The organism is Kitasatospora sp. NPDC049285 (assembly GCF_040678815.1).
In the GTDB taxonomy this organism is placed as follows: Bacteria; Actinomycetota; Actinomycetes; order Streptomycetales; family Streptomycetaceae; genus Kitasatospora.
In genome coordinates, this window is record NZ_JBFAQR010000026.1 from 1 (window position 1) to 22,615 (window position 22,615).

The following is a 22,615-nucleotide window of genomic DNA, read 5'->3' on the forward strand; positions in this document are numbered from 1 at the left end:
GCCGCGGCCAGGTCGCCGCGCATCCGCTGGCCGAGCGAGAGCTGCCGCACCGGGGTGTCCAACAGGTGCCCCAGGTCGAGCAGTTCGACGCACCGGTCGAGGTTGGCCCGGTACCGGGCGTCCGGCACCCGGTAGATCCGCCTGGCCAGTTCGTAGCTGTCGCGCAGTGGCAGGTCCCACCACAGGGTGGTGCGCTGCCCGAAGACCACGCCGATCCGCCGGGCCAGCGCGGCCCGCTTCGCCGCCGGGTCGACCCCGGCGACCCGCAGCCGACCGCCGCTGGGCACCAGGATGCCGGTGAGCATCTTCACCGTGGTGGACTTGCCCGCGCCGTTGGGCCCGATGTAGCCGACGCACTCGCCTTCCTCGACCCGGAAGCTGAGCCCGTCGACGGCCCGCACCTCGCGCTTCTCCCGCCGCCAGCGCCCGGCCCTGGCCCGCACCGTGAAGGTGCGCCGGACGTCCTCGACCTCGATCACCGCCATGGCAGTTCCCTTCTGACGATCCGTCACTTCTCAGCTTCCGGTGGAGCGGTAGGCGCGCAGCCCGGTCCGCCAGGCCAGGCCGGCGGCGAGCACGCAGACCAGCGCGGCCAGCGGCGAGGCGTACTGGAACGCCGCGGGCAGGCCGAGCGGGTCGGGGCGGCCCAGCACGTGCAGCGCGGGCAGCCAGTTGACGAAGGCCAACGGGATGCCGAACACGGTGCCGGCCACCAGTTCGCGGGTGAACACGGTCGGCGGGTACTGCAGCATCGTCGCCCCGCCGTAGGTGACGGAGTTCTGCAGTTCAGCGGCGTCGCCCCACCAGAACTGCACGGTGGAGCAGCCGACGATCACCGCCGAGAGGATCACCGAGCCGCACAGCAGCATCGCCGGCACCATCAGCACCCGGTCCCAGGTCCACCGGACGTCCAGCGCGGCGAGCGACCAGCCGAGTACCGCGAGGGCCTGCACCAGTCGGCCGATCCGGCGCAACGAGAAGCGCTCGGCCGCGAGTTGGGCCAGCGCGGGGGCGGGCCGGATCAGCACCGTGTCCAGCATCCCGGTGCGCACCCGCTCGCCGAGCGCACCGACCGAGCCGACCACGGTGTTGGCCACCCCGAGCGCGGTGCACGAGGTGCCGTACAGGAAGGCGGTCTCCGGCAGGCTCCAGCCCGCGAGTTGGCGGGTCTGGTGGAACATCAGCAGCAGGACGGCGAAGTCCAGGAAGGTGATCAGCGCGTTGGCCGCCAGCGTCAGCGCGAACGAGGTCCGGTAGGCGAGCGCGGCGCGGGCCCACATCGCGGCGATCAGCCACCACGAGCGGACCGCCCAACCGGCGCGCCCGGCGAAGGAGTCAGCCACCCTGCACCACCACCCGGCGCACCGCCAGCGCCTGTACCGCCCGTCCGAGCGCCAGCAGCGCGACCGCCCAGGCCAGTTGGAACCCGTACAGGCCGAGCAGGGCGACCCCCGTACGCCGCTCCTGCAGCACGTCGGCAGGCAGCTGCACCAGCGCGGCGAACGGCAGTACCCGCGCCAACTCGCCCAGCAGGCCGGGGAAGAGCGCGAGCGGCAGCAGCGTGCCGGAGAAGAACATCGCCGCCACCATCATCGCCGCCCGCACCCCCTCGGCGTCGTGCAGCCAGAAGCCGGTCAGCGACACCAGGAACCGCAGCCCGAAACTCACCACCACCGCCAGCAGCACCGACAGCAGGAACTCCGCCCACACCAGCGGCCGCTGCGGCAGCCGCAGGTCGAACAGCGCCGTCCCGGCGAGCAGCGGCACCGCCCCGCGGGTCACCAGTTGGAACCCGGCCCGCCCCAGGTCCGAGGCCAGCCACCAGCCCTGGAAGTCCACCGGCCGGTACAGGTCGATCGCGATGTCCCCGCTGCGGAACCGCGCCTGCACGTCGTCCTGGAACCCGCCGCCCCACACCGCCACCGTCACCAGCAGCCCCTGGCTGATCCAGATGTACGTCACCGCCTGCCCCGCGTCGTACCCGCCCAGGCCCGGTCTGGCCTGCCACAACGCGAGGAACGTGAACGTCAGGATCACCCCGAACACCGAGTTGGTGACCACCCCCGCCACCGTCGCCGCCCGATACGTCGAATACCGCCGAAACGCCCCCCGGGCCACCGCCCCGTACACCCCGCCGCCCATGCATTGTCTCCTTGTCGACAATCCTCAGGGCACACGCCGACAGCCCCGACCCCCAGCACCCCGGGGGGTACCGGGCCGAGGCCCTCGATCCGCATGCAGTTGTCCCCCCAAGGTATTCCCGCGCCCCGGGGCCCCGCACCCCCTTTTGCCGCGGACCCCGGACCGGTCCCGCTACAGGTACAGCCCGGTCGACCCCTCCAGGTCGCCGAACCGGCCCGCCGCCACCGCGTGCAGGTCGCGTTCGCGCAGCAGCACGTACGTCGCCCCGCGCACCTCGACCTCCAGCTTGTCCTCCGGGTCGTAGAGCACCCGGTCGCCGGGCTCCACGGAGCGGACGCTCTGCCCGACGGCGACCGCCTCCGCCCAGGTGCAGCGGCGGGAGAGTTCGGCGGTGGCGGGGATCAGGATGCCGCCGGTGGAGCGGCGCTCGCCCTCACCCGCCTCGGTCTTCACCAGGACCCGGTCGTGCAGCATCCGAATCGGAAGCTTCTCCCCGAGCCGGTCGTGCCGCCGCGCGCCCTCGTCGTTGGCGTCTGCCGTGCCCTGCTTCTCGTTCTCACTCACTCCTCGACCGTACCGGGCGCAGCCCCGTACACGACGAACGGGGCCCTGGGCGACACACCCGGACCCCGTGGCCGTCGCGCACGCCTCAGCGCCGGCGCCGCCGCGCGGAGGCGACCAGCAGCACCACGCCGACCCCGACCAGCGCGACCGGCACGATCCGCTCGGGCCGCGGCCGCCCCTTCTCGTCGACGAACCGCGACTTCACCTGCTCGACGGCCCCGCTCGCGGCGACGTACGCCTGCCCGGCCTTCTGCTCGACCGAGGCGAGCAGCCTGGCCTTGGTCTGGGCGGCGACGGTCGCCGGGTGGACGCGCATGGCGAGCTCGTCGAGGGTGCCCGCGAGCCGCTCCCTGGTGCCGGCGATGTCCGCCTCGATCTGGGCCGCCGTCCGCGCCGACGTGTCCCTGCTGCTCGCTGCCACTTGAGGCCACCCCATCTCTGTTACCGCCAGGTACTTCTTCTTCGACCGACAGTCTGTCAGCTCGGCGCCGAGCGCGCGCAGTACCACCCACCAACGGAGGTAGGTTGGCAGGGAGCACGACCACCCGCACCGGCCACGAGGAGAAGCACCACCGTGAGCGACCGCCTGCAGGCGGGCGACACCGCCCCCGCCTTCACCCTGCCCGACGCCGACGGCAACGAGGTGTCGCTCGCCGACCACCTCGGCCGCAAGGTGATCGTCTACTTCTACCCGGCGGCGCTGACCCCGGGCTGCACCAAGCAGGCCTGCGACTTCACCGACAACCTGGAGGTGTTCGCGGGCGCCGGCTACGACGTGATCGGCATCTCGCCGGACAAGCCGGAGAAGCTGGGCAAGTTCCGCGAGACCGAGCACCTGAAGGTGACGCTGCTCTCCGACCCGGACCACAAGGCGCTGGAGGCGTACGGCGCGTTCGGCGAGAAGACCAACTACGGCCGCACCTACCAGGGCGTGATCCGCTCCACGGTGATCGTGGACGAGCAGGGCAAGGTCGAGCGGGCGCTGTACAACGTCCGCGCCACCGGCCACGTCGCGAAGCTGCTGAAGGACCTGAAGGTCGGTCAGTAGTACGGGCGCGACGCAGCGGTGGCGGCCGACCCCCCGACCGGGTCGACCGCCACCGCCGTCTATGGCCTCAGGGTCAGCAGGCCCCGAGGTCGGACCACACGCCCCACGCGCCGCTCAGCGACGGGTCCTCGTTGGTGGTCCACCACTTGTTCTGCCAGTAGTGGCCCTTCCAGGACACCTTGGTGGTGGTGGCGTACACCGCGGAGGCGCTCCAGCTCGGCGCACCCGAGCAGCTGCCGGTCGAGGCCGACGCGGACGGCGAGGCCGACTGCGAGACCGAGCCCGACGGCGACGCGGACTGCGAGGGCGAGGCGGAGGTGGACGCCGACGCGGACGGCGAGGCCGACTGCGACGGGGACGCGGAGGTGGACGCGGACACCGACGCGGACGGCGAGGCGGTGCCCGCGGTGGTGCCGCGGGTGAAGTCGCCGGTGATGCCGTACAGCGTGCCGCCGACGTTCACGGTCCAGTTGGACGGGGTCGACACCGGCAGGTAGTAGACGAAGTCGACGTCCACCGCGGCGCCCGGCGCCAGCGACTGCCAGGACGGCAGCTTCAGCGAGACGCGGTTGTAGGTGCCCTTCAGGCCGCCGACGTTCGAACCGGTGTTGTCCGAGCGGACGATGGAGGAGTTGAAGCCCGACTGGTCGTGCGCGTTGTTGGGCGCGGAGACCGAGTAGTCGAACTGGAACTCGCTGCCGCCCGGCAGGGTCACCGTCGAGTTGTTGACGATGTGGATCTTCGGGTTGATCGGGTAGTTGTTGTCGCCCAGCTGGAAGTTGGTGAACGACACGTCGATCGGCAGGGTCTGGGCCGGCAGCGCGATGGTGGAGCGGGTCGCACCGTAGGCCGAGGCCGACTTGAACTTGTCGTACAGCAGCGAGGTCATGGTGTTGCCCGGGACGTACTCGCCCTTGCCGCCGTTGGCGGTGGCGTCCCACTTGTAGTCGCCGGCCAGCTCCCAGATCATCGCGCCGCCGACGCCCTGGTTGACCAGGTAGTCCGCCTTGGCCGCGATGGACTGGTCGTCCTCGGTGGAGAGGAAGACCTTCTTGTTCGCGTTCCACAGCCACGACGCGACCAGCGAGGAGCTGTAGTTGTGGCTGTAGCTGCCGTTCAGCGCGGTGTCGGTGACGCCGTACTTGCCCAGGTAGTCCGGCAGGACGCCGGCCTCCAGGTTCTTGGCGTGCCACATCGGGTTGGAGCCGGCGGGCGACTCCTTGCCGTTGGTGTCCAGGTCGTGCCACAGGTTGTCGATGCCGACGGCGCCGTCACCGCAGGTGGTGAGGCCGGAGCCGGCCGGGCAGCTGGTCGTGGAGGCGGTGCCCCACAGGCCGTTGGTGCCGCCGGTGACGTTCTTGAAGCCGCGGGAGTAGTACGGCACGCCGAGGTTGATCCGGCCGGCCGGCATCGCGCCGCGGAAGTAGTGGTACGCCCAGTCGCCGTTCAGGTAGCCGATCCCGCCGTACTGCGAGGTGCCGTACACGTTGGCGGCCTTGAGCTCGGCGTCGTTGCCGTCGTCGAACAGCGAGGCGTTCGGGCCGACGTACTGGTTCCACGCGCCGTGCAGGTCGTACGACATGATGTTGACGTAGTCCAGGTACTGGGTGACCTGGAAGGTCTCCATGCCGCGCAGCAGGTAGCCCGAGGACGGGGCGGCGACCGACAGCAGGTAGTACTTGCCGTCGGCGGCGGAGGCCCGGTCGAGCTTCTCGCGCATGGTCTTCATCAGCGCCGCGTAGCCCTTCATCAGCGAGCCGCGCTTGGCGTTGCTGATGGAGTAGTCGAGCGGGTTGCCCGCGTCCTTCATCGAGGTCGGGTACTCGTAGTCGAGGTCGACGCCGTTGAAGCCGTACTTCTTGATGAAGGTGACGGCCGAGTCCGCGAAGGTGTTGATGCCGGCCTGGTTGACCGAGCCGTCCGCGTTCACGGTCATCGAGTAGAAGCCGCCCGAGCCGACCCGGCTGCCCGAGTCGTCGAAGTAGCCGCCGGTCTCGGCCCAACCGCCCACAGAGACCATGGTCTTGACGTTCGGGTACTGCTTCTTGAACTTGCTCAGCAGGTTGAAGTGGCCCTTGTAGGAGAACGAGGGGTCCATCTCCGCGCCGGCCACGCCGGGGAAGGTCATCCCGGTGGCGGCGTTGTCCGCGCTGTCGGTGCCCACCGAGATGGTGTTGTCACCGGCGACGTGCGCGAACGCGTAGTTGAGGTGGGTGACCTTGTCCCAGGGGATGTTGTTCACCAGGTAGGCGGGCGTGCCGTCCTTGCCGGTGCGCCAGCCGGTGAAGTAGCCGATGACGCGCCGCTGGTGGTCGGCGCCCATCTGCTCGCGGCCCGCGGCGTCGTAGACGTTGCAGTACGGCACGTCGACGCCGGGCGTGGTGTACATCCCGTCGGGGCGACAGGCCTGGTTGTCGACGGCGGCGGCGGACGGCGCGACACCCAGGGTGCCCATCAGCAGGCCCGCCAGGCCCGCCGCGGCCGTCACCGCGAACGCCGCCTTGCGGGCGGTCCTCGGACGGCGCGCAGCGGTGGGACGCTGCTCCGTCGTGGTTCGGATCAACACTCGGTCCTCCGGGAGAGAGTGTCGTGCGCATGCCTGTGGGGGGCTCACGCATGTGGGGGAAGTTGCGCCGAACTTAGAAGGTCTGGACCATTGCCGTCAACAGGTCTGTACCAACTGAATGGCGAAGGCCGAGCCGTCCGCACTCGGACGACCCGGCCTTCCCTAGCGGAATCTGACGCTACTTCATGCTTGCGGTCATCGCGTTGACCAGCGTGCCGGACGGGTCGTCGGCCTCCAGCGAGTAGGCGAAGATGCCGCCGAGGCCCTTGCCGGTGGCGTAGGAGCCGCGGGCCGCGATCGCCTGCGGGGTGTCACCGGTCCACAGGGTGGTGCCGTCGTAGATCCACGAGCTCTGCGTGGTGGCGTCCCAGTGCACCGAGGCGCCGCTGGTCTTGCCGGCCGCCGCCAGCTCCTTCCAGAACGCCACGCCGGCGGTCTGGCTGGTGCCCTGCGCGGCGGAGGGGCCGGTCGCGCTCTGGTACAGGCCGTTGGTCGATCCGGCCGGCACCCCGGTCCAGCCGCGCAGGTAGAACGGCACGCCCACGACCAGCTTGGACGCCGGGAAGCCGCCCTTGATGCCGTACGCCGCCGCGCCGTTGAGGTAGGCGTTCACCGCGTTGTCGACCGTGTACTTCTGGGTGCCGGGGGCGACGACCTTGCTCGGGTCGTTCGGGCTGTCGTACAGCGGGTCCTGCAGGTTCGTCGGACCGGTGGCGTCCCACGCGCCGTGCATGTCGTAGGACATCACGTTGCCGTAGTCCAGGTACTTGCCGATCTGGTCGGTCTGCAGCAGCGCGATCTTGTCCTGGCCGCTCGGCAGCGCCGAGGTGAGCAGGTACTTCTTGCCCAGGGTGGCGCCGTAGGCGTCCAGCTGGTTGCGGAACTCGGCCAGCAGCGCGGTGTAGTTGGCGGTGTCGGCGGCCGAGGTGTGGTTGCCGGTGTGCCCGCCGGCCGAGGCCGGGTACTCCCAGTCGATGTCGATGCCGTCGAAGATGCCCGCGGCCGAGCCGACCCCGCCGGCCGCGTCGCCCTGGACGCTGGGCAGGTTGCCCTTGATGAACATGTCCAGGCAGGAGGAGACCAGCTTCTTGCGCGAGGCGTCGGTGGCCGCCGCGTCGGAGAAGTACTTGGAGTAGGTCCAGCCGCCCAGCGACATGGTGATCTTCAGGTTCGGGTACTTCGCCTTCAGCTCGCGGAGCTGGTTGAAGTTGCCCTTCAGCGGCTGGGTCCAGGCGTCGGTGGTGCCGTCCACCGCGATGTCGGCGGTGTAGCCCTTCTGGTAGTCCGCGAAGGCGTCGCCCGCGCCGTCGCCGGCGTTCGGGTTGTTGTCGTTGGTGTCCGCGGCCTTGATGGTCTCGAAGCAGGTCAGGTTGGCCGGGTCGATGTTGGCGAAGGCGTAGGTCATGGTGTTCAGCCCGGCCGCCGCGCCGGAGGCCGCCATGCTGGACGGGTAGTACTTGTTCCCGTAGATGCCCCACTGCGAGAAGTACGCCGACTTCAGCGCCCCGGTGCGGGCCGCCCCGGTGGTCACCGTGACCGGCGCGGACAGCCCGCTGCTGTGCCCGTCCTTGTCGTAGCCCTGCACCGCGAAGGTGTACGCGGTGTTCGGCAGCAGCGAGGAGACGGTCACCGAGGTGCCCATCGAGGTCGCGGTCTGGTTGGCGCCCGAGAAGATCCGGTAGACCGCGCTGTTGCCGTTCTGCGCGTTGTCGGCGGAGGCGTTCCACTTCAGCGTGACCGCGGTGCCCGAGACGGTCGCGGTCAGCCCCGTCGGGGTGGTCACCACGCCGTCCCCGCCCGGGGTCGGCGAACCGCTGGCGCTGGCCGTCGGCGAGGCGCTGGTGCTCGGGCTCGCGGAGGCGGACGTCGAGGGCGAGGCGGAGGCGGACGGCGAGGCGGAGGCGGTGGCCGAGGCCGAGGGGCTCGCGGAGGTCGAACTCGCGCTCGCGGACGGGCTGCTGGAAGTCGCGCCGCCGGGCCCGGTGAGCGTGAGGTCGTCCGCGTAGTAGGTGCCCTGCCCGTACCAGCCGTGGGTGTAGACGGTCACCGAGGTGGTCGAGGCGCCGGTGGTGAAGGTGGTGCCGAGGCTCGCCCAGTTGGCGTTGGAGCCCCAGGTCGAGGTGTCGGTGGTCCCGGTGCCGGTGACGCCCAGGTAGGTGTAGTTGCCCTTCAGCCAACCGCTCAGGCTGTACGTGGTGTTGGGGCTGACCGCGACGGTCTGCGAGCACTGCGCGGTGTCGGACGCCGAGGCCGCCGCCTGCAGCGCCTTGCTGCCGCCGTGCGGGGCGGTGGCGGTGATCGAGCCGAGGCCGCCGGAGCAGTTCCAGCCGGCCAGCGTGCCGGTCTCGAAGTCGCCGTTGCCCAGCAGGTTGACGGTGGCGGCGGAGGAGGCGCCGCCGATCACGGTGACCAGTCCGGCGGCGCCCGCCACCAGGGCGGTCGCGGTGGCCAGCGCGGTGCCGGCCCGCAGCGGTCGGCGGCCGGATCGGGCGACGGGGTGCGCGGCTGTGGCGCGTTCGGGCATGGGTCGCTCCAGGGTGCTCCGCGCCCGGCAGGGGGACCGGGCGACGTGGGGGAACGCGGATCGGCGCGAAGTTATGTGGTCTGAACCACATGCGTCAATAGGTCTGTACCAATCCTTGACCAAGCCCCGGTGCACCCCGCCGGCCGCCCGACGCCGCCCGAAAGAGTGGTGCAACGGCGCACGGGGGCCAAGTAGCATGACGGGAGTCGGTGCCGGCGGTCTTGGCGGAATTGGCAGACGCCCGGGTTTTAGGTGCCCGTGAGAGAAATCTCGTGAGGGTTCGAGTCCCTCAGGCCGCACCTGGTACGAACGCCGCAGGGCCCGCCCGGGAGTCATCCCGGGCGGGCCCTGCGGCGTTCCTGACGGCGGCTCAGCCGAGCAGCTCGGCCACCACCGGGGCGAGCGCCCGGAACGCCTGGCCGCGGTGGCTGATCGCGTTCTTCTCGGCGGCGGTCAACTCGGCGCAGGTCCGGCTCTCGCCGAGCGGCTGCAGGATCGGGTCGTAGCCGAAGCCGCCGTCCCCGGCGGGCGCGGTGCGCAGCGTTCCGGGCAGCCGGCCCTCCACCACCCGCTCGGTGCCGTCCGGCAGCGCGAGCGCCGCGGCGCAGGCGAAGGAGGCGGCGCGGTGCTCGGGGGCGATGTCGCCGAGCTGGGCGAGCAGCAGCTCCAGGTTGGCCCGGTCGTCGCCGTGCTTGCCGGCCCAGCGCGCGGAGAAGATGCCCGGCGCCCCGCCGAGCACGTCCACGCACAGCCCGGAGTCGTCGGCGACGGCGGGCAGTCCGGTGGCGCGGGCCAGCGCGTGCGCCTTGAGCAGCGCGTTCTCGGCGAAGGTCACCCCGGTCTCGGGCACGTCCGGCACCTCGGGAAAGGCGTCCGCCCCGACCAGCTCGACCTCCAGTCCGGCCGCGCCGAGGATGTCGCGCAGCTCGGCGACCTTGTGCTGGTTGCGGGTGGCGAGAACGAGTCGCTTGGTCATGGCCCCAGCCTAGTGACCCGCCGGCCCGCCGACCGACCTGCCGGGACCGGCGACCCGTCAGGTCAGCCGGTGCACAGCTTGCTCAGCCGCCCGGCGGCGCTGCCCAGCGGTCCGAGGTCGGGCACCTGGTTGTTGTCGATGGCGGTCTGCACCTTGGCGACCTGGCTCTGCATGTCGCCGACCGCCTTGGTCAGGTCGGCGTCCGAGGAGTTGCGCCCGAGCTGGTCCAGGTCGGTCTTCAGCTGCTGCAGCGCCCGCCCGGCCGCGGCCGGGTCCTGCTGGGCGTTGTTGTAGGCCGACCCGACCTGGGTGATGTCCGAGGAGATCCGCACCGCCGTGTTGGCGCAGTCCACCGCCTTCTGCGCGGCGGAGCAGCTGACCGCACTCAGTGGCAGGACCAGCACCAGCGCCGCGGCGGCGAGCGCGGTGGAGCGGTGGATGCTGAGCGCCTGGTGCATCGGCGAATCCTCCGGGAGGGGGTGCGGGTTCTCAGCGAACGTTAAGGTCTGCCCGTACGCCCTGTACAGCACGTACGGGCATCCCTTTGGACAACTGACGGCCGTTCAGCCCATCCCGGTTCCCGCCCTGGCGTTACGCCTCCAGCGCCTTGCGCTGGATCTCGTCGAGCTCGGCGCAGCCCAGGGTGCCGAGGTCGAGCAGCTGGTTGAGCAGGTCGCGGTCGAAGGGGGCGCCCTCGGCGGTGCCCTGGACCTCGACGAAGCGCCCGTCGGAGGTGCAGACGATGTTCATGTCGGTCTCGGCGCGGACGTCCTCCTCGTACTGGAGGTCGAGCATCGGCACGCCGCCGATGATGCCCACGCTGACCGCGCTGACGCCGCCGGTGATCGGCTGGCCCTTGGCCCGCAGCAGCTTCTTCTCGCGCGCCCAGGAGACCGCGTCGACCAGCGCCACGTAGGCGCCGGTGATCGCCGCGGTGCGGGTGCCGCCGTCGGCCTGCAGCACGTCGCAGTCGAGCACGATGGTGTTCTCGGCGAGCGCCCGGTGGTCGACCACGGCGCGCAGCGAACGGCCGATCAGCCGGCTGATCTCGTGGGTGCGGCCGCCGATCTTGCCGCGCACCGACTCGCGGTCGCCGCGGGTGTTGGTGGAACGCGGGAGCATGGCGTACTCGGCGGTCACCCAGCCCTCGCCGCTGCCCTTGCGCCAGCGCGGGACGCCCTCGGTGACGCTCGCGGTGCAGAGCACCTTGGTGTCGCCGTAGGAGACCAGGACGGAGCCTTCGGCGTGCTTGCTCCACCCGCGTTCGATGGTGACGGGGCGGAGCTGGTCGGGGGTGCGGCCGTCGATGCGTGACATGCGACCGAGCGTATCGGGTCCCCGACGTGCCGCGGCCCGCCTCCCGCGGGTGCGGGGGCGGGCCGGGCGGTACGGCGAGCCGGCGACTCAGCTCACATCATGTCCTCGATCTCGGCGGCGATCGGGTCGGCGTCGGTGCCGATGACGACCTGGATCGCCGTGCCCATCTTCACCACACCGTGGGCACCCGCCGCCTTCAGAGCGGCCTCGTCCACCTTGCTGGCGTCATGGACCTCGGTGCGCAGCCGGGTGATGCAGCCCTCCACCTCGTCGATGTTCTCGATTCCGCCGAGACCGGCGACGATCTTCTCTGCCTTGGTGGCCATGGTGTTTCTCCCTCTGTCTCGGCGCTTCGGCGGTCGGTCGCCTGGTGCCGTACTGCGGTGTGCGGTGGTACCGGCCGGAGGTGACACGGCATCAGTCTGCCGCGCCGTCCGACGGCGCGACCAGCATCACCCGTTTCCGACCGATATGCCACGTTAGTCCACTTTCGGACCAGCTCCGCGCGCGGCCGCCGTCCCGCCACCCGGAGGATGACGATCATCGGGATCTCGAACCGGCGGCTCCGCATTCGCCCGGAAGTGGTCTACACCAATTCTAGGTGTACCCGCACAACGCGGCGCGGTCCGCCGTTGTTCCTGGCCGACGCACGGACGAACCCCTAAGACCGACGGGCACGGCAGCGGAGGGCCGACGATGAGTTCACCAGGCGCCACGGCGCATCAGTCCACGTGGTGGCACACCTTCTACGGCGGCCTGCAGAAGATGGGCCGCAGCCTCCAGCTGCCGGTCGCCGTCCTGCCCGCCGCCGGCCTCCTGACCCGCTTCGGCCAGGACGACATCTTCGGCAAGGACGGCCTCGGCTGGAACAAGGTCGCCGCAGCGATCGCCGCCGCCGGCGGCGCGCTGCTCAACCCGGCGCTCGGCCTGCCGCTGCTGTTCTGCATCGGCGTGGCGATCGGCATGGCCAAGAAGGCCGACGGCTCCACCGCGCTCGCCGCGGTGGCCGGCTTCCTGGTCTACTACGGCGTCCTGCACGCCTTCCCGAAGGCCTGCCCGCCCCCCTCGGTCCTCGAGGGCACGGCCTGCGTCGACTTCACCGCCAAGACGGTGGAGTCGGCCGCCTTCCAGAATCCCGGCGTACTCGGCGGCATCTCGATGGGCCTCTTCTCGGCCTGGCTGTGGGTGCGCTACCACCGGGTCAAGCTGGTCGACTGGCTGGGCTTCTTCAACGGCCGCCGCCTGGTCCCGATGATCACCGCACTGGTCGGCCTGCTGTTCGGCTCGCTGATGGTGTGGATCTGGCAGCCCATCGGCGACGGGCTGGAGCACTTCTCCAAGTCGCTCTCCGACCTGGGCTCCCTCGGCTCCGGCATCTTCGGCGTCGCCAACCGTGCCCTGCTGCTGATCGGCATGCACCAGCTGCTGAACACCTTCGTCTGGTTCCAGTTCGGCACCTACACCAACGCCGCCACCGGCAAGACCGCCACCGGCGACATCGGCCGCTTCCTGGCCGGCGACCCGACGGCCGGCCAGTTCCTCTCCGGCTTCTTCCCGATCATGATGTTCGCGCTCCCCGCCGCCGCCATGGCCATCGCGGCCTGCGCCAAGCCGCACCGGCGCAAGGAGATCTACGGCCTGATGACCTCGGTCGCCCTGACCTCCTTCGTCACCGGCGTCACCGAACCCGTCGAGTACTCCTTCGCCTACGTGGCCCCCCTGCTGTACGGGATCCACGCCCTGCTCACCGGCGCCTCGATGGCGATCACCTGGGGGCTCGGCGTCCACGACGGCTTCAGTTTCTCGGCCGGTCTGATCGACTACGTCATCAACTGGAACCTGGCCACGAAACCCTGGCTGATCATCCCGATCGGCCTGTGTTTCGCGGTGGTCTACTACGTGCTCTTCCGCTTCGTCATCGTCAAATTCGACCTGAAGACACCGGGTCGCGAGGACGACGACGAGGTCGAGGACGTCACCAAGGCCTGAGCCCGCAGCTCAGCGGTGCCGCACCCCCCGCGCCGGGGGGTGCGGCATTTGTTGCTCCGGATGGCGAAAGGCGGGTCCACGGCGTTAATTGAGGGATCGTCAACCGGGCCAAGGTTTCGATTCCGTAGCGCTTGTCCCCGGCGAACCTTAAGAGGGTTCCGGTGGCTGTTCGACGCGTGCTAGAAAAACTCACGAGGCCATCAGTGGTCTAGACCAGGATCGCGCTGCCGTGAGGACCCACCCCGAATGAGTACGACTGCGCAGGCACCCGTCGCGGCACCGGGCGGACGGGAGTGGCGCTCCCGGGTCTTCCAGCCACTGCAGAAGGTCGGGCGCAGCCTGCAGCTCCCGATCGCCGTGCTGCCCGCGGCCGGCATCCTGCTGCGGCTCGGCCAGGACGACGTCTTCGGCTCCGAGGGCCTGGGCTGGACCAAGGTCGCCGAGGTGTTCGCCGCCTCCGGGCACGCGGTCTTCGACTGGATGCCGCTGCTGTTCTGCGTCGGCATCGCGATCGGCTTCGCGAAGAAGGCCGACGGCTCCACCGCGCTGGCCGCGCTGGTCGGCTTCCTGACGTACCACCAGGTGCTCACCGCCTTCCCCAAGACGCCCTACCAGGTGCTGCCCGGCCACGACGTGGAGGCCACCTACCAGGACCCGGGCGTGCTCGGCGGGCTGGTGGTCGGGCTGCTGGCCGCCGTGCTGTGGCAGCGCCTGCACCGCACCCGGCTGGTGGACTGGCTGGGCTTCTTCAACGGGCGGCGGCTGGTGCCGATCGTCATGGCCTTCGTCGGCACCGGGCTGGGCATCTTCTTCGGGCTGTGCTGGGGTCCGATCGGCTCGGCCGTGGACGGCTTCAGCAACTGGGTGATCGGGCTCGGCGCGCTCGGCTCCGGGATCTTCGGGCTGGCCAACCGGGCCCTGCTGCCGTTCGGCATGCACCAGTTCGTCAACACCTTCTTCTGGCAGCAGGCCGGCAGCTTCACCGACTCGGCCGGCAAGCTGGTCCACGGCGACCAGAACCGCTTCTTCCAACTCGACCCCAGCGCGGGCCAGTTCATGTCCGGCTTCTTCCCGGTCATGATGTTCGGCCTGCCCGCCGCGGCCCTCGCCATCGCCCACTGCGCCCGCCCGGAACGGCGCCGCGCCGTGCTCGGCATGATGTTCTCCCTCGCCCTCACCTCCTTCGCCACCGGCATCACCGAACCGATCGAGTTCGCCTTCCTCTTCATCGCCCCGGTCCTGTACGGCATCCACGCCCTGCTGACCGCCGCCTCCATGGTGGTCACCTGGGCGCTCGGCGTGCACCACGGCTTCACCTTCTCCGCCGGCGTGATCGACTACGTCCTCAACTGGCGCTACGCGACGCACCCCTGGCTGATCATCCCGATCGGCCTGGTGTTCGCGGCGGTCTACTACACGGTGTTCAGATTCGTGATCATCCGCTTCGACCTGAAGACACCGGGCCGCGAGGAGGACGGGTTCGAGGACGGCTGAGCGCTCCTCAGATCCAGCCCAGCCTGGTGGCGTGGACGCCCGCCTGGAAGCGGGACTGGGCGCCGAGGGCGGTGGTGAGGTCGGCGACCAGGCGGCGGACGGTGCGGTCGGAGATCTCGAGCTTGCGGCCGATGGCCTGGTCGGTGAGGCCGGCGGCGAGCAGGCGGAGCACCTCGCGGTGGCGGTCGTCGGGGGTGGTGCGGCCGAGCAGCTCCGGGGGGACCCAGGACGCGGCCCAGAAGTGCTCGAAGAGCTCGCGGACTACGCTCACCACGGCGCGGTCGCGGACCACCACCGCCGCTGTGCCCAGCGGCTCGCCGGGCGCGGGCAGCACCGCGAGGCCGGCGTCGACCACGATCAGCCACAGCGGCAGCGTGTGCGCGACCCGGATGCTGGCGCCGGCCGCGGTGAGCTGCTGGACGTGGGCGAGTACCGCGGCCTGGTGCAGCGCGGCGGCCGGGTAGATGGTGCGCAGCGCGACCCGGTGGGCCAGGGCGATCCGCTCGCGGGCGAGCTTCTCGGCCAGGCCGCTCTCGGACTGGTCCTGGCCGGGCCGCAGCGAGAGCGCCTCGCTGCGGGCGGCGCGGGCGGCGTCCTCCAGCAGTGCGGCGATCCGGTCGGCGCCGCGGACCAGCTCGTGGGCGGTGCCGGTGTGCAGCGGCAGGTAGCGGGTGTGCAGCCGCTCGATCCGGTCGCGGGTGCTGCGGGCCTCGCCGAGCAGCGTGTCGATGCGGTGGTCGGAGTCGGCGAGCAGGTGGCGGACGGCGGTGTCGACCGAGACGGGCGCCACGCCGCTCGCGGTGCGGGTGGTCTGCTGGAGCAGTCCGAGGGTCCGCAGCTCGCCCAGCGCTTCGGTGAACTCCCGCTCTCCGCAGCCGAGTTCCTCACGCAGGGAGTCCAGCGCGCGGCCGGGATCGGCGAGCAGGCGGGCATACAGGGCGGTGCTGGTCTCCACGGCGGCGACCCTATGCCCGCGCCCGGGGGTCGGACGGCGGTTTCCAGCATCCGAGACGGGTGCTCCGGTGGCGGCCATGGCCTGATCCGGCGCCGCCGGGGCCCTTCGCCGGGCGGACCCGGCTGCGCAGGATGGGCGGCATGGCGATTCCCGAGGCTTCCGTGATCTGGTTCGACGGCGCGCTGGTGCCCTGGCACGAGGCGCGCGTCCACGTGCTCACCCATGGACTGCACTACGGCACCGGGGTGTTGGAAGGCACCCGGGTGTTCGAGACCGCCGACGGGCCGGCGGTGTTCCGACTCGCGGAGCACATGCTCCGGATGGCCCGCAGCGCCCGCATGCTGCGCATCGAACTGCCGTACTCCGTCGATGAGTTGTGCGCGGCGACGGTGGCACTGGTGCGGGCCAACGGCCACCGGGCGTGCTACCTGCGGCACCTGGCGTTCCTGGGCTACGGGTCGATGGGGCTGGACATGCGCCACTCCCCCACCAGCGTGGCCATCACCTCCTGGGAGTGGCCGGACTACCTGGGCGGGCGCGGGCTGCGACTGATGACCAGCAGTTGGCGGCGCAACGACCCCAACTCGGTCCCCCCGGCGGCGAAGGGCACCGGCCCGTACCTCAACTCGGCGCTGGCCCGGCGGGAGGCCACCGACGCGGGCTACGACGAGGCGCTGCTGCTGGCCACCGACGGCTCGGTCAGCGAGTGCAGCTCGGAGAACGTCTTCGCGGTGCGCGACGGCGTGCTGCGCACGCCCCCGGCGAGCGCGGGCGCGCTGGAGGGGATCACCCAGTCCACGGTGCTGACGCTGGCCCGGGACCTGGGCGTGGAGGTGCGGGTGGAGAGCCTGCTGCGCTCGGACCTGTACGCGGCGGACGAGGTGTTCATCTCCGGCACGGCCGCCGGGGTGGTCCCGGTCGCCTCCCTGGACGACCGTGAACTACCGTCGGCGGAGGGCGAGTTGACCAGGAAGCTGGCGGAGGCGTACCGGGCCGCGGTGAGCGGGGAGGACGTGCGGTACCGGCACTGGCTGACGCCGGTTCACAGCTCGTAGACGGCTCCGGCGACCGCCAGGTCCACCGGTCCGGGGAACGCCTCGGCGGCGTCCTCGCGGTTGCGCTGCCGGTCGGTCCACGGCGGGATGTGGGTGAGCACCAGGTGCTTGGCCCCGGCCGCGGCGGCGTGCTCGCCGGCCTGCCGGCCGTTGAGGTGGATCGAGTCGAAGCTCTCCTTGCCCTCGGTGTAAGCCGCCTCGCAGAGGAACAGGTCGGTGCCGCGGGCGAGTTCGACCAGGTCCGGGCAGATCCCGGTGTCCCCGGAGTAGACCAGGCTGCGGCCGCCGTGCTCGATCCGGAAGCCGTACGCCTCGCAGTCCAGGTGGTTGACCCGGACGGCGGTGACGGTCAGCGGGCCGAGTTTCAGGCGGGCGCCGTCGGCGAGGTCGCGGAAGTCGAAGACCTCGGTCATCCCGGGTTCCGCGGGCATGTCGTAGGCGCGGGCGAGGCGCTCGGCGGTGCCGGTCGGGCCGTACACCGGCACCGGATCGGGGCAGCCCTCGACCCGGTAGTTGCGGGCCACCCAGTAGGCGCACAGGTCGATGCAGTGGTCCGCGTGCAGGTGGCTGAGCAGGACCGCGTCCACGTCGTACAGCCCGGTGTACTTCTGCAGCGCGCCGAGCGCGCCGTTGCCGAGGTCGACCACCAGGCGGTAGCCGTCCGCCTCCACCAGATAGCTGGAGCAGGGGGAGTCCACGGACGGGAAGCTCCCCGAGCACCCCACCACGGTCAGTTTCATGCCGAGCCCTTCCCGCCCCGTCGGGCCATCGTCCGCGGCCGTCCGCGCCGCCGGCGGGGCGGAGCGGGGTCTTTGACTGTCGAGGGTAAGGGCCGGGCGGCACTTTGCCCCCTCTCCCGTGCCGGGCTGTGGGCGGAATCACCAGGACGGGGCGGGCCCCCGTCAGCGGCGGCCGGGGCGGCCGCGGGCCCACTCCCGGATGGTGTCGGCGTACCAGCGCGGGTGCCCGGCGGAGTCCACCCGGTCCGGTTCGGGCAGCAGTCCGTGCCGCTTGTAGTTGCGGACGGTCTCGGCCTGCACGTTGATGTGCCGGGCGATCTCGACGTACGACCAGAGCTCTCGGCCGGGCATGCGCCCACCTCCGGGATGACGGCGAACCAGTGGAGCGCTGCCAGCCTCGCCCGGCCGCCCGCGGCGGTCGGCACCCGACCGGGGTCGGTGGCCGATCGGTGACGAAGCGGTCACCGGGAACGGACAAAGACCGGAGTGTCACACCGGGCCGATGATCCGACCATCATGGCGCTGAGCTGCCGAAACGACGGCGGCGCGGCACCCCGGGTGGGGTGCCGCGCCGCCGTGTCGACGGACCGTCAGGCCCAGAGCTGGCCGTGCAGGGCCTCGACCGCCGCCTCGGTGGACTCGGCGGTGTAGATGCCGGTGGACAGGTACTTCCAGCCGCCGTCGGCGACCACGAAGACCACGTCCGCCCGCTCGCCGGCCTGGGCGGCCTTGCGGCCCACCCCGATCGCGGCGTGCAGGATCGCCCCGGTGGAGACGCCCGCGAAGATGCCCTCCTGCTGGAGCAGGTCCCGGGTACGGGTCACCGCGTCGGCCGAGCCGACCGAGAACCGGGTGGTCAGCACCTCGGCGTCGTACAGCTCCGGTACGAAGCCCTCGTCGAGGTTGCGCAGGCCGTACACCAGGTCGTCGTAGCGCGGCTCGGCGGCGACCACCTGCACGCCGGGGACCTTCTCGCGCAGGTAGCGGCCGACGCCCATCAGGGTGCCGGTGGTGCCCAGGCCCGCCACGAAGTGGGTGACGGTGGGCAGGTCGGCGAGGATCTCCGGGCCGGTGGTCGCGTAGTGCGCGCCCGCGTTGTCCGGGTTGCCGTACTGGTAGAGCATCACCCAGTCCGGGTGCTCGGCGGCGATCTCCTTGGCGATCCGCACCGCGGTGTTGGAGCCGCCCGCGGCCGGCGAGGAGATGATCTCCGCGCCCCACATCCGCAGCAGTTCGCGGCGCTCCTCGCTGGTGTTCTCCGGCATCACGCAGACCATCCGGTAGCCCTTGAGCTTGGCCGCCATCGCCAGCGAGATCCCGGTGTTCCCGCTGGTGGGCTCCAGGATGGTGCAACCGGGGGTGAGCCGGCCGGCCGCCTCCGCCCGCTCGATCATGTGCAGCGCCGGCCGGTCCTTGATCGACCCGGTCGGGTTGCGGTCCTCCAGCTTCGCCCAGAGCGAGACCAGGCCGTCCGCGTTGCCGGGGATCGCCGCGGACAGCCGCGGCAGCCGCACCAGCGGGGTGTTGCCGACGGCTTCGAGCGGGCTGTCGTAGCGCATTACTTCATACCGCCGGCCACGGCGGGGAGGATCGTGATGCTGTCGCCGTCGGCCACGGAGGTGGACACGCCGTCCAGGAACCGGACGTCCTCGTCGTTCAGGTAGACGTTGACGAAGCGGCGCAGCTCGCCGCCCTCGAGCAGGCGGGCGGCCAGGCCGGGGTGGCGGGCGTCGAGGTCGGTGAAGAGCTCCCCGAGGTTGGCGCCGGTGCCGTCGACGGCCTTGGCGCCGTCGGTGTAGCTGCGGAGGATGGTCGGGATGCGGACCTCGATGGCCATGACTGCGCTCCTGTGGGAGTGAATTCGGGGGCCGGGCCGGCGTGGGCGCGGCAGGAGGGAACGGCCCCGGGACGCGGGGCCGGAGTTCGGGCGGGTCGTTGCCGCGTCAGCGCGCGGCGGTGCCGGGACAGATCGCGCTGGCGAGCCGGCACAGGTCGACGTGCAGGCGCGCCACGAGGCGGATGCCTGGGGCCTGGTTGCTCACATCGACGGAACGCATGGACGCATCGTATCGATTCCCGCCCCCGCAGTGACAGCTCCGTCTCGCCATCCGGTCGTCTGCGTTCCAGGGAATGAGAAGACGGGCCCGGCCGCCGCGCGGGGCGCGGTGCGGACGGGCCCGTCCCCGGGCGGCTCCGGCTCAGGCCTGGTAGGCCTCGACCACCTCGACGTCTTCCTCCGTGATCACGCCGTCCACGATGCGGAACGAGCGGAACTGGTAGGGGTCGTCCGCGCCGGTGCCCTCGGCGGTGGAGACCAGCACGTAGTGGGCGAACGGCTCGGAGGCGTAGCTCACGTCGGTGCGGGACGGGTACGCCTCGGTGGCGGTGTGCGAGTGGTAGATCACCACCGGCTCCTCGTCCCGGTCGTCCATCTCGCGGTAGAGCTTCAGCAGGTCACCGGAGTCGAACTCGTAGAAGGTGGGCGAGCGGGCCGCGTTGAGCATCGGAACGAACCGCTCGGGCCGGCCGCTGCCGGCCGGTCCGGCGACCACGCCGCACGCCTCGTCGGGGTGGTCCTCGCGGGCGTGGGCGACGATCCGGTCGCGCAGTTCTCGGGTGATGGTCAGCATGCGGGCCAGGATAGCGAGCGGCTATCCGCGGCTTCCGGCGTGGCGGTGCGGGTCCGGGGCGCCGTCCAGGGCGGACGGGGCGCGGCGCTTGAGCACCGCGTAGCCGATCACCAGGCACAGCGCCCAGCCGGGGAAGACGTACAGCGAGATGCGGGCGTTCTCGTCGAAGGCGATCAGGACCGCGACCAGGACCAGGAAGGCCAGCGCCAGCCGGCTGCGCAGCGGGCCGCCGGGGGCGCGGAAGCTCGGGGCCGGCAGGCGTCCGCTGGTCCAGGCGGCGCGGTAGCGCAGCTGGCTGGCCAGGATGACGCCCCAGGTCCACAGGCCGCAAACGGTGGCGATCGAGGTGATGTACTGGAACGCCCGCTCGGGGACGAGGTAGTTGAGCACCACCCCGGCGCCCATCAGCAGGCAGGACAGGGTGATCGCGGCGGCTGGCGTGCGCCGCCCGTTGAGGCGGGTGAGCCGGCCGGGGGCCTGGCCGCGCAGGGCCAGGTCGCGCAGCATCCGGCCGGTGGAGTACATCCCGGAGTTGCAGGAGGAGAGCGCCGCGGTGAGCACCACGAAGTTGATGATCCCGGCCGCGGCGGGGATGCCGATCTTGCCGAATGCGGCGACGAACGGGCTGACCCCGGGCTGGAACTCGGTCCACGGCACCAGCGACAGGATGATCACCAGCGCGCCGACGTAGAACAGCGCGATCCGCAGCGGCAGGGTGTTGATCGCCCGCGGCAGGGTCTTCTCCGGGTTCTCGCTCTCGCCGGCGGTGACGCCCACCAACTCCACGCCCAGGTAGGCGAACATGACGATCTGAAGGGTCATCACGGTGGCGCCGACGCCCTGCGGGAAGAAGCCGCCCCGGTCCCACAGGTGGCTGACCGAGGCGGTGTCCCCGGCGTCCGAGAAGCCCAGGGTGAGCACGCCGACGCCGATCAGGATCATCCCGATGATCGCGGTGACCTTGACCATGGAGAACCAGAACTCGATCTCGCCGAACAGCTTCACCGAGATCAGGTTGGCCGCGTACAGCAGCACCAGGAACACCAGCGCGGTCAGCCACTGCGGGATGTCCGGCGCCCAGAACCGCACGTAGACCGCGGCGGCGGTGGTCTCGGCCATGCCGGTGACCACCCAGAAGAGCCAGTACGTCCAGCCGGTGACGAACCCGGCGAACGGGCCGAGGAACTCCCGGGCGTACTCGGCGAAGCTGCCGGAGACCGGCCGGTAGGTGAGCAGTTCGCCGAGCGCCCGCATGATCACGAAGATCACCACGCCGGCCACCGCGTAACTGAGGATCAGGCTCGGCCCGGCCTTGGAGATCGCGGTCCCCGCGCCCAGGAACAGGCCGGTGCCGATCGCGCCGCCGATCGCGATCATCTGGATCTGACGGCTGCCCAGACCGCGCTGGTAGCCCTCCTCCTGCGCGTTCCCGACCGCGGTGGTCGCCTCGTCGTACGCCCGCTCTGTCTGTTCTGCCATCGCCCTCGCCTCACTGTCCGGCCAAGGGCAGCAGTGAACCACGCACACCGGAGATAACGGGGCGAATCTGAGCGTTCTCTGAGGAAACGGACAATATGAACGCGGGCGGCGGAGGGCCGGGCCGGCGTCAGTCCGTCATCGACTCCAGCAGGCTCTCCTGCATCGCGCCGAGCCACAGGTAGGCGATCACCAGCGGCTTGCGCGGGTCCTCCTCGGGCAGCTGGTACAGGCCCTCCTCGTCGTCCTCGGCGACCTCCAGCCGGGAGCCGAGGGTGAGCCGCAGGTCGTTGAGCGCGCCCAGCCAGCGCGGGCACTGCGCCGGCTCCAGCTTGACCACGCCGCCCTCGCCGGCCAGCCCGTCCAGCGACCGGACCACGGCCAGCGCGTCCTCGCGCTTGCGGGCCCGCAGGTCGAGCTCGGTGTAGCGGCGGAACTCTGCGGACATCTCGGCGGTCTGCGCGTCCTCGGCGGCGCCGGGGCCGCCGTACGCGTCCGGGAACAGCCGGAGCAGGGCGGGGTCGGCGGGCGCCTCGCTGGGGCCCTCGGCGAACAGCGCGGCCAGCGGGTCGGTGCTCTCCCCGCCCGGCGGCGGGCCGATCAGCTCCAGCATCTGCACCTCGAGCGAGCGCAGGATGGAGCACTCCACCTCGTCCAGCGCGATCGCCGCGCCGCCGCTTCCGGTGCTTTCGAACAAACCGGCCATGGGTTTCGGATCAGTCCCTCGTGGATCGGTGGATGACGGGCCGTCAGTCGTGCTGGAGGGTGGCCCACAGGCCGTAGCCGTGCATCGCCTGCACGTCCCGCTCCATCTCCTCGCGGGTGCCGCTGGAGACCACCGCCCGCCCCTTGGTGTGCACGTCCATCATGAGCTTGCGGGCCTTGTCCTTCGGGTACCCGAAGTACGCCTGGAAGACGTGCTGCACGTAACTCATCAGGTTGACCGGGTCGTTGTGGACGATGGTCACCCACGGAGTGTCCGGCTCGGTGACCGGGACCCCCTCCGTCTCCGGGCGCTCGATCTCCACCGGCGCGACACTCACAGGCTGCCTCTCCTCGTCGACTCGGTTTCCCTCCCCATGCTTCCATCCGAGGGACGGCGGAGCGAATCAGGGTCGACCCGGCGCGAGAAATCGTCA

25 protein-coding genes and 1 tRNA gene are annotated in these 22,615 nt (G+C 71.1%); 5 read left to right on the top strand and 21 right to left on the bottom strand.

What is annotated here, in order from left to right; all coding sequences use genetic code 11:
* From AB0K51_RS18340 to AB0K51_RS18360, 5 genes are all read right to left on the bottom strand, one after another.
* Positions 1 to 485 (bottom strand): ATP-binding cassette domain-containing protein (locus AB0K51_RS18340; protein ID WP_363456115.1); only part of this gene is annotated, 485 nt, incomplete at its 3' end.
* Between the two features lie 30 nt (positions 486 to 515).
* A complete protein-coding gene (locus AB0K51_RS18345; protein WP_363456118.1) occupies positions 516 to 1,343 on the bottom strand; it encodes an ABC-2 family transporter protein in 828 nt (275 codons plus the stop codon).
* Positions 1,336 to 2,142 carry an ABC-2 family transporter protein gene (locus tag AB0K51_RS18350; RefSeq protein ID WP_363456120.1) on the bottom strand — a complete coding sequence of 269 codons (807 nt, stop codon included), beginning with the start codon at positions 2,140 to 2,142 and terminating at the stop codon, positions 1,336 to 1,338. Before AB0K51_RS18350 ends, AB0K51_RS18345 begins: the two co-directional genes overlap by 8 nt.
* A 171-nt stretch (positions 2,143 to 2,313) precedes the next feature.
* Complete coding sequence (locus tag AB0K51_RS18355) at positions 2,314 to 2,616, bottom strand: co-chaperone GroES (RefSeq protein WP_363456325.1); 303 nt, start codon at positions 2,614 to 2,616, stop codon at positions 2,314 to 2,316.
* A gap of 175 nt (positions 2,617 to 2,791) precedes the next feature.
* A complete protein-coding gene (locus tag AB0K51_RS18360; protein WP_363456123.1) occupies positions 2,792 to 3,142 on the bottom strand; it encodes a DUF3618 domain-containing protein in 351 nt (116 codons plus the stop codon).
* Positions 3,143 to 3,280: 138 nt separating this feature from the next.
* Here AB0K51_RS18360 and bcp point away from each other — a divergent pair, with 138 nt between their 5' ends.
* On the top strand, positions 3,281 to 3,754 hold the full coding sequence (gene bcp, locus AB0K51_RS18365) for a thioredoxin-dependent thiol peroxidase (protein ID WP_363456126.1): 474 nt from the start codon (positions 3,281 to 3,283) through the stop codon (positions 3,752 to 3,754).
* Between the two features lie 73 nt (positions 3,755 to 3,827).
* Here the strand turns inward: bcp and AB0K51_RS18370 are convergent, their stop codons facing one another.
* Together AB0K51_RS18370 and AB0K51_RS18375 are read right to left on the bottom strand one after the other, a co-directional pair.
* Positions 3,828 to 6,242, bottom strand: a complete 2,415-nt coding sequence (locus AB0K51_RS18370; protein WP_363456328.1) for a chitinase C-terminal domain-containing protein — start codon at positions 6,240 to 6,242, stop codon at positions 3,828 to 3,830.
* Positions 6,243 to 6,498: 256 nt separating this feature from the next.
* Positions 6,499 to 8,844, bottom strand: a complete 2,346-nt coding sequence (locus AB0K51_RS18375) for a glycosyl hydrolase family 18 protein (protein ID WP_363456129.1) — start codon at positions 8,842 to 8,844, stop codon at positions 6,499 to 6,501.
* 215 nt (positions 8,845 to 9,059) lie between these two features.
* Between AB0K51_RS18375 and AB0K51_RS18380 the strand changes: the two genes are divergently transcribed.
* Positions 9,060 to 9,143, top strand: a tRNA-Leu gene (locus AB0K51_RS18380).
* A 71-nt stretch (positions 9,144 to 9,214) separates the two neighbouring features.
* Here AB0K51_RS18380 and rdgB read toward each other — a convergent pair.
* From rdgB to AB0K51_RS18400, 4 genes are all read right to left on the bottom strand, one after another.
* Positions 9,215 to 9,820: an RdgB/HAM1 family non-canonical purine NTP pyrophosphatase gene (gene rdgB / locus AB0K51_RS18385; protein WP_363456131.1), complete on the bottom strand. Its 606-nt coding sequence runs from the start codon at positions 9,818 to 9,820 to the stop codon at positions 9,215 to 9,217.
* A gap of 62 nt (positions 9,821 to 9,882) precedes the next feature.
* Positions 9,883 to 10,278 carry a hypothetical protein gene (locus AB0K51_RS18390; RefSeq protein ID WP_363456134.1) on the bottom strand — a complete coding sequence of 132 codons (396 nt, stop codon included), beginning with the start codon at positions 10,276 to 10,278 and terminating at the stop codon, positions 9,883 to 9,885.
* Positions 10,279 to 10,411: 133 nt separating this feature from the next.
* On the bottom strand, positions 10,412 to 11,137 hold the full coding sequence (rph, locus tag AB0K51_RS18395) for a ribonuclease PH (RefSeq protein WP_363456137.1): 726 nt from the start codon (positions 11,135 to 11,137) through the stop codon (positions 10,412 to 10,414).
* A gap of 92 nt (positions 11,138 to 11,229) precedes the next feature.
* Positions 11,230 to 11,463: a PTS glucose/sucrose transporter subunit IIB gene (locus tag AB0K51_RS18400; protein WP_363456140.1), complete on the bottom strand. Its 234-nt coding sequence runs from the start codon at positions 11,461 to 11,463 to the stop codon at positions 11,230 to 11,232.
* 370 nt (positions 11,464 to 11,833) lie between these two features.
* On the opposite strand from AB0K51_RS18400, the gene AB0K51_RS18405 reads away from it, so the two are divergent.
* The gene (locus AB0K51_RS18405) at positions 11,834 to 13,126 is read left to right on the top strand and encodes a PTS transporter subunit EIIC (RefSeq protein ID WP_363456142.1); all 1,293 of its coding nucleotides are present in this window, start codon (positions 11,834 to 11,836) and stop codon (positions 13,124 to 13,126) included.
* Between the two features lie 246 nt (positions 13,127 to 13,372).
* Positions 13,373 to 14,620 (top strand): PTS transporter subunit EIIC, encoded by a 1,248-nt coding sequence (locus tag AB0K51_RS18410; protein ID WP_363456145.1) that lies wholly within the window; start codon positions 13,373 to 13,375, stop codon positions 14,618 to 14,620.
* A gap of 7 nt (positions 14,621 to 14,627) precedes the next feature.
* On the opposite strand, the gene AB0K51_RS18415 is transcribed toward AB0K51_RS18410, so the two are convergent.
* On the bottom strand, positions 14,628 to 15,575 hold the full coding sequence (locus AB0K51_RS18415) for a helix-turn-helix transcriptional regulator (RefSeq protein ID WP_363456148.1): 948 nt from the start codon (positions 15,573 to 15,575) through the stop codon (positions 14,628 to 14,630).
* Between the two features lie 140 nt (positions 15,576 to 15,715).
* Between AB0K51_RS18415 and AB0K51_RS18420 the strand changes: the two genes are divergently transcribed.
* On the top strand, positions 15,716 to 16,630 hold the full coding sequence (locus AB0K51_RS18420) for a branched-chain amino acid transaminase (protein WP_363456151.1): 915 nt from the start codon (positions 15,716 to 15,718) through the stop codon (positions 16,628 to 16,630).
* Here AB0K51_RS18420 and AB0K51_RS18425 read toward each other — a convergent pair.
* From AB0K51_RS18425 to clpS, 9 genes are all read right to left on the bottom strand, one after another.
* On the bottom strand, positions 16,618 to 17,370 hold the full coding sequence (locus AB0K51_RS18425; RefSeq protein WP_363456153.1) for an MBL fold metallo-hydrolase: 753 nt from the start codon (positions 17,368 to 17,370) through the stop codon (positions 16,618 to 16,620). The two genes, AB0K51_RS18420 and AB0K51_RS18425, sit on opposite strands and share 13 nt — an antisense overlap.
* A gap of 162 nt (positions 17,371 to 17,532) precedes the next feature.
* A complete protein-coding gene (locus AB0K51_RS18430) occupies positions 17,533 to 17,721 on the bottom strand; it encodes a MerR family transcriptional regulator (RefSeq protein ID WP_363456156.1) in 189 nt (62 codons plus the stop codon).
* 239 nt (positions 17,722 to 17,960) lie between these two features.
* Entirely contained in the window at positions 17,961 to 18,929 is a 969-nt protein-coding gene (locus AB0K51_RS18435) for a cysteine synthase (RefSeq protein WP_363456159.1), read from the bottom strand.
* Positions 18,929 to 19,207 (bottom strand): MoaD/ThiS family protein, encoded by a 279-nt coding sequence (locus tag AB0K51_RS18440; RefSeq protein ID WP_363456162.1) that lies wholly within the window; start codon positions 19,205 to 19,207, stop codon positions 18,929 to 18,931. Before AB0K51_RS18440 ends, AB0K51_RS18435 begins: the two co-directional genes overlap by 1 nt.
* 106 nt (positions 19,208 to 19,313) lie before the next feature.
* The gene (locus AB0K51_RS18445) at positions 19,314 to 19,427 is read right to left on the bottom strand and encodes a putative leader peptide (protein WP_324606789.1); all 114 of its coding nucleotides are present in this window, start codon (positions 19,425 to 19,427) and stop codon (positions 19,314 to 19,316) included.
* Between the two features lie 141 nt (positions 19,428 to 19,568).
* Entirely contained in the window at positions 19,569 to 20,000 is a 432-nt protein-coding gene (locus AB0K51_RS18450; protein ID WP_363456165.1) for a M67 family metallopeptidase, read from the bottom strand.
* 21 nt (positions 20,001 to 20,021) lie between these two features.
* Complete coding sequence (locus AB0K51_RS18455) at positions 20,022 to 21,479, bottom strand: amino acid permease (protein ID WP_363456168.1); 1,458 nt, start codon at positions 21,477 to 21,479, stop codon at positions 20,022 to 20,024.
* Positions 21,480 to 21,606: 127 nt separating this feature from the next.
* A complete protein-coding gene (locus AB0K51_RS18460) occupies positions 21,607 to 22,182 on the bottom strand; it encodes a DUF2017 domain-containing protein (RefSeq protein ID WP_363456170.1) in 576 nt (191 codons plus the stop codon).
* A gap of 43 nt (positions 22,183 to 22,225) precedes the next feature.
* Complete coding sequence (clpS, locus tag AB0K51_RS18465; RefSeq protein ID WP_363456173.1) at positions 22,226 to 22,519, bottom strand: ATP-dependent Clp protease adapter ClpS; 294 nt, start codon at positions 22,517 to 22,519, stop codon at positions 22,226 to 22,228.
* Between the last annotated feature and the right edge of the window lie 96 nt (positions 22,520 to 22,615).

Excerpts from the sequence above, each read along its gene's own strand:
- AB0K51_RS18350 (WP_363456120.1), bottom strand. The coding sequence starts at position 2,142 with ATGGGCGGCGGGGTGTACGGGGCGGTGGCCCGGGGGGCGTTTCGGCGG.
- AB0K51_RS18355 (WP_363456325.1), bottom strand. The coding sequence starts at position 2,616 with ATGCTGCACGACCGGGTCCTGGTGAAGACCGAGGCGGGTGAGGGCGAG.
- AB0K51_RS18360 (WP_363456123.1), bottom strand. The coding sequence starts at position 3,142 with ATGGGGTGGCCTCAAGTGGCAGCGAGCAGCAGGGACACGTCGGCGCGG.
- AB0K51_RS18375 (WP_363456129.1), bottom strand. The coding sequence starts at position 8,844 with ATGCCCGAACGCGCCACAGCCGCGCACCCCGTCGCCCGATCCGGCCGC.
- rdgB (WP_363456131.1), bottom strand. The coding sequence starts at position 9,820 with ATGACCAAGCGACTCGTTCTCGCCACCCGCAACCAGCACAAGGTCGCC.
- AB0K51_RS18390 (WP_363456134.1), bottom strand. The coding sequence starts at position 10,278 with ATGCACCAGGCGCTCAGCATCCACCGCTCCACCGCGCTCGCCGCCGCG.
- rph (WP_363456137.1), bottom strand. The coding sequence starts at position 11,137 with ATGTCACGCATCGACGGCCGCACCCCCGACCAGCTCCGCCCCGTCACC.
- AB0K51_RS18400 (WP_363456140.1), bottom strand. The coding sequence starts at position 11,463 with ATGGCCACCAAGGCAGAGAAGATCGTCGCCGGTCTCGGCGGAATCGAG.
- AB0K51_RS18405 (WP_363456142.1), top strand. The coding sequence starts at position 11,834 with ATGAGTTCACCAGGCGCCACGGCGCATCAGTCCACGTGGTGGCACACC.
- AB0K51_RS18410 (WP_363456145.1), top strand. The coding sequence starts at position 13,373 with ATGAGTACGACTGCGCAGGCACCCGTCGCGGCACCGGGCGGACGGGAG.
- AB0K51_RS18420 (WP_363456151.1), top strand. The coding sequence starts at position 15,716 with ATGGCGATTCCCGAGGCTTCCGTGATCTGGTTCGACGGCGCGCTGGTG.
- AB0K51_RS18425 (WP_363456153.1), bottom strand. The coding sequence starts at position 17,370 with ATGAAACTGACCGTGGTGGGGTGCTCGGGGAGCTTCCCGTCCGTGGAC.
- AB0K51_RS18430 (WP_363456156.1), bottom strand. The coding sequence starts at position 17,721 with ATGCCCGGCCGAGAGCTCTGGTCGTACGTCGAGATCGCCCGGCACATC.
- AB0K51_RS18435 (WP_363456159.1), bottom strand. The coding sequence starts at position 18,929 with ATGCGCTACGACAGCCCGCTCGAAGCCGTCGGCAACACCCCGCTGGTG.
- AB0K51_RS18440 (WP_363456162.1), bottom strand. The coding sequence starts at position 19,207 with ATGGCCATCGAGGTCCGCATCCCGACCATCCTCCGCAGCTACACCGAC.
- AB0K51_RS18445 (WP_324606789.1), bottom strand. The coding sequence starts at position 19,427 with ATGCGTTCCGTCGATGTGAGCAACCAGGCCCCAGGCATCCGCCTCGTG.
- AB0K51_RS18450 (WP_363456165.1), bottom strand. The coding sequence starts at position 20,000 with ATGCTGACCATCACCCGAGAACTGCGCGACCGGATCGTCGCCCACGCC.
- AB0K51_RS18455 (WP_363456168.1), bottom strand. The coding sequence starts at position 21,479 with ATGGCAGAACAGACAGAGCGGGCGTACGACGAGGCGACCACCGCGGTC.
- AB0K51_RS18460 (WP_363456170.1), bottom strand. The coding sequence starts at position 22,182 with ATGGCCGGTTTGTTCGAAAGCACCGGAAGCGGCGGCGCGGCGATCGCG.